The following is a 4,828-nucleotide window of genomic DNA, read 5'->3' as shown; positions in this document are numbered from 1 at the left end:
GCCTACCTTCGTGGACTAATGCGAATTTAAGGGTTTGTAAACCTACAAAGGCAGGTAAGGTTTCGTGTAGCCAAACTAATGCCGTCTTCTCCCAACACAAAACGACGTCTCGTAGAGAAGAGGAGATGCCAAGAGTGATAGCGCATTAGTCAAAATTGGGCAAACTAAAACTACACCACAATTTTTGAATGCATTTGTCCTCCCAAACATTTACAACCTGCTTTTGGAGTCGAATTTTCTATGTCAGACCCCAGCATTGGTCGCTTACTCAGCAAACGCTACCAACTCCAAGAGTTAATCGGTACTGGAGCAATGGGTCGGGTTTATCGTGCTAAAGATACATTGTTGGGAGGTGTACCTGTTGCGGTTAAGTTTCTGGCTCTATCAATCCAAAATGAAAAGATGCGATTGCAAGATCGCTTTGAGCGAGAAGCAAAAACCTGTGCTTTACTAGGGCAAAAAAGTATCCATATTGTCCGAGTTATGGACTATGGCGTAGATGACAATAACACCCCGTTCTACGTTATGGAATACTTACAAGGACAAAGCCTGAACAATATTATTCGCAAGCAACGATTACCTTTAGCAAGATTCCTCAGTATGGCGCGTCAACTCAGCTTGGGGTTACAGTGCGCCCATGATGGCATCCCCGTTGATGGAACTATTTGCCCAATTATCCATCGCGATGTCAAGCCAAGCAATATGCTGGTGATTCAAGATCCCAGTTTTGGAGAATTGGTCAAGGTTCTAGATTTTGGTATTGCTAAGTTATTACAGTCAGATGGCGACCATACAAAATTTTATTTAGGTACATTGGCTTATTCTTCTCCCGAACAGATGGAGGGTAAGGAATTAGACAACCGTGCTGATATTTATAGTTTGGGCGTCATGATGTTTGAGATGCTGACAGGCAAAATGCCACTGGTGGCACCAACTCACTCTTTTGGTGCGTGGTATAAAACACACCACTATCAAAAACCACGTTCTTTTGCTGAGGCTGCGCCTGGATTAGAACTACCAAAAGAAATTGAAAATTTGGTGATGAGTTGTCTAGCTAAAAGAGCATGCGATCGCCCCCAAAGTATTACTGAAATCCTCAGAGTTTTAGCATCTTTAGAAAAGCCTGAGCATACACGCAAAATTCAGCAAGCCAGCCATTCCCTAGTTCCTACTACTACAGCTAGCACCGAGCTTGAACAAAAGACCAAAGGCGATTTGCGGGTATCATGGTCAAACGATGAAATCGCTCGTGCCATTTCCTGGCCCAAAAATAAACCAATTGCCGATATTGTGTTTCCCCAGCCCATTCATACCAATGGGGAGGTTTTACCAGCTTTGTGGGTGATGCTACCGCAAGAGGAAATTCAAAAACGTTTACTCTGTACACGCTATAACCAATTTCTTTTCATCTCTATCCCCCATCCCATGCTGCTATGGATTACTGTCATCTACAATCGCAAGCATGGCGCTAAATGGTTGCCTTATTACCTCGATCTCAAAACCAGCCTTGGTCAAGAAATTGCTCGGTTACTACAGCACACAGGTTACTACCGCCTCTTATTCTTTACACGAGAAGCACCAAATCGCTGTACCCACATCTTGCTTTCTAGCGTCGCTTCTGCCCAGCGGCAACGACTGCAAGAGTGGGTCGCAATGAGCAATACGTTGGTGTCCTCTGCCGACCCGCAAATTAGTAAGAGTTTACTCAAAAACGAGTACGAAAAAATTAAACCTCAGATAATAACAAAACTGGAAAGTATTGATACAGATTCTCCATACGATCTTTCCAGCTAGGCATAATTTCTTTATGTTACGTGTTTTATAGGTGGTCGCTCCAAGAATGTAACGTTTTATAAACAAAAGATATATAAAGATGTAACTTCTAGTTATATGTATAAAGAGTGAAATCACTAGCTGCCAAAGCAGTGGGATCCAAATTATCTCTAAATCTTCCTGTGCAAATATTCCAGTGGATTGTCAATTTATGCAGGTGTGATTCCCCCGCTAGACGAAACAACAAGAAGTTTGGCTAAAGCAAACAACGGATTTAGCCTGCAATGCTAAAGTTAGTCTAGACTCCAGCAGATATGCCGTAGACAATGTTTACTCATTCTTAGTTAATTTCGTGAATTGAACTTTTGCGCCATCTTGTGGAATTACTTATCGAAGTTGACGCCCCTACATCCCCAGCTCTTTTCCTCTTTGGAACCAAGCAAGAGAAGGAGGTCGCCCACTGCGACATTAGAACGACTCTATGCCATAGTGGAACCGGAATCTAAGCCCCACTGGTGCTTAAGAAGCTCTTGATAAGTTGCCTCGCGCACGACCATTTGCTCATAGAGCTTGACTAAAAAGTCTTTAGCTTGATCGTGGCTCATATTTTGTACCTGAGTAGCAAATGAGCAGATGCTGAATTGCTGTTCCAAGGATAGTTTCATTGGTTGATTCATAATTACTCCGAAAAAACAACGCGTAAAGGTGATATCGCTCACAGAAGTCCAAATGGGATAATATTTTGTCTCATATCTGTCCAACATTTTTTCCTCCGTATTACGAAAGATAACAATTGTTTGACAGATTGCCCACATCCAAAGTGTGGACTTTTTCTGCTCTGATATCTTGCACCTAATCCTACTGATATACCACCCAAGTCAGCTGAACCATATTCCGGAAAATAAGCTCTATTTGGTCTTAGATAGGTATAACTACCTCCCTCATTCCTTCCTGCTTTGCACAAATATCTTTTAAAGAGAATATTTGGTGCTATGCAAAACCCGTCTTAGTCTTTGTGTTTAAAAAGCCTAAGATGCTGTCTCCGCAAGCGTGGAAGAAGCTTCGGAGGACGAAAATTTTAAGGAGGTTGGGGAATTAATGGTAATAAGCGTGAATTATAGTCGCTTTACCTTATTACGTGCAAGATGTCAATTTACCAAATTATACAAATTTAGCCTCTTTGGGTGATTTTAGAGGCTAAAAATATTTGTATCAAATTGTAAAAAGGAAAAATGCTCACGCTGAACAAATTACTGAGTATATTTACCAGATTTGTCCTTTGTCCTTTATCCTTTGTCATTTGTTTCAAGTTACTAAGCATCGACTAATGACTAATGACCAATGACTAATGACTATTTTCTTCAAGCGAGACGATGACAACTGTGATGTTATCGTGCCCTCCATGCTCTTTGGCAGCCTCAACAAGAGAGATGGCGGCTTTATCAAGCCAAGGACTATTTTGGAGGCAGTTAGCAATCTTCTGCTCGACAAGTTCTTCTGTAAGACCATCACTACATAACAGCAAGCGATCGCCAACTTTTACATCTAGTGGTTGCACATCAATTTGATGCAAGTCTTCACGCCCCAAACAGCGCGATAATACATGGCGAAAAGGATGTAATCGTGCTTCATCTAAGGTGATGTCACCGATTTTGATTGCTCGTGCTACCCAAGTGTGGTCTTCCGTCACCTGTTCTAAGTGTGACTCGCGGAAGCGATACAGCCGCGAATCGCCAACATGAGCGCACCAAGGCGACTCTGGGGAGCGAAAAATCACTGCTACAACCGTTGTCCCCATGTCGGCACGTTCGGGATGATTTTGCTGATCCTGCAAAATCGCTTCGTTGGCTCCCCACAAAGCTTGCTCTAGCAATTCTTGAGAAGACTTAGAAGTTTCCCAATTTGCTACTAAATACGCCTGAATTTCTCCAGTGGCAATGCGACTTGCCTCTTCACCTCCGGCATGACCACCCATACCATCGGCAACAACGAAAAATCGTCCTTCTGGGTCTATATAGTAAGCATCCTGATTATTAGAACGAATAAGTCCCGGATCGCTAAAACCCGTGAAATTAAGTTTCATAAATTTTTTGCAACAATTAATACATACGATCGTAACGGTCGAGGCGTAAAAGTAATCGAATCAGGATCGCTGAAAGCGCCGCTGCAATTAAACCAGGCAGCAGTGCCAACCAGAGATAATCCTTAACCACTAAAATAGTAGCTGAAAGCGTGAAACCGCTGATTAACAGAGCATAGCTTATTGAGAGCTGAATACTGCTCTGTCGCCGCAGCAGGCGTTCGGTTTCTATAGACCGAACGCGCAAGCGCATATCTCCTTGCTCTAGCTTCTCTAGTGTATCCTCTAATCTACGTGGCAGACCCAAGGCGGTACTACTTACCTGAGCTGCTTGGCGACTTAATTCGTTAAGAAAGCTATTCCCCTCAGAACCATTCATATCGGTCATAAGTTGCATTGCATAAGGTTTGGCAACTTCCATAAAGTTAAACTCTGGATCTAAGCCTTTACCTACCCCTTCTAGAGTAGAAAAGGCTCGCATCACGAAAGTGAAAGTTGCTGGAAATCTAAATGGCTGATTATAAGCTATTTCGTAAAGGTCGTCACTGATTGCTGCAACTGATTGGTTCTCAAAGGGCTTATCCATAAAATGATCCAGCATATACTGGACGGAACGCCGTACTGGGCCCATATCATCAGTTGGGGCGATCGCGCCTAAATCGATCAGAGACTGCACAACGCGATCACCGTCTTTTTGGGCAATACCAAATAGTGTTTGCATCAATCCCTCGCGGATGTTGGACTTAATCCGGCCCATCATCCCGAAATCGTAGAATATCAAAGCACCATTTGCACTAACGGCAATATTGCCTGGGTGAGGATCGGCGTGGAAAAAGCCATTATTGAGTAATTGTAGCAAGTAGGCTTGAGCGCCTTGACGAGCGATCGCTTTTCGATCCAAACCTGCTGCTTCTAAAGCTTCGTATTGGCTAATTTTAATTCCAGGGAGATATTCCAAAGTCAGCACTCTGGAAG

The 4,828-nt window shown here is 43.0% G+C and carries 4 protein-coding genes; 1 reads left to right on the top strand and 3 read right to left on the bottom strand.

Translation table 11 applies throughout. The annotated features are described in order from the left end of the window. Window positions 1-240: 240 nt before the first annotated feature. Window positions 241-1,794: a serine/threonine-protein kinase gene (locus IQ229_RS13240; RefSeq protein WP_194044350.1), complete on the top strand. Its 1,554-nt coding sequence runs from the start codon at window positions 241-243 to the stop codon at window positions 1,792-1,794. A gap of 458 nt (window positions 1,795-2,252) precedes the next feature. On the opposite strand, the gene IQ229_RS13235 is transcribed toward IQ229_RS13240, so the two are convergent. From IQ229_RS13235 to IQ229_RS13225, 3 genes are all read right to left on the bottom strand, one after another. Beyond that, window positions 2,253-2,450 (bottom strand): NblA/ycf18 family protein, encoded by a 198-nt coding sequence (locus IQ229_RS13235; protein WP_041565841.1) that lies wholly within the window; start codon window positions 2,448-2,450, stop codon window positions 2,253-2,255. Window positions 2,451-3,118: 668 nt separating this feature from the next. Continuing rightward, the gene (locus IQ229_RS13230; RefSeq protein ID WP_094348014.1) at window positions 3,119-3,856 is read right to left on the bottom strand and encodes a Stp1/IreP family PP2C-type Ser/Thr phosphatase; all 738 of its coding nucleotides are present in this window, start codon (window positions 3,854-3,856) and stop codon (window positions 3,119-3,121) included. A gap of 16 nt (window positions 3,857-3,872) precedes the next feature. After that, a partial coding sequence (locus IQ229_RS13225) for an ABC1 kinase family protein (RefSeq protein WP_194044349.1) occupies window positions 3,873-4,828 on the bottom strand: 956 nt, incomplete at its 5' end.

The organism is Nostoc cf. edaphicum LEGE 07299 (assembly GCF_015207245.1).
In the GTDB taxonomy this organism is placed as follows: domain Bacteria; phylum Cyanobacteriota; class Cyanobacteriia; order Cyanobacteriales; family Nostocaceae; genus Nostoc; species Nostoc edaphicum_B.
Note: the sequence above shows the minus strand (reverse complement) of the source record. Positions and strands in the feature narration are given on the sequence as shown.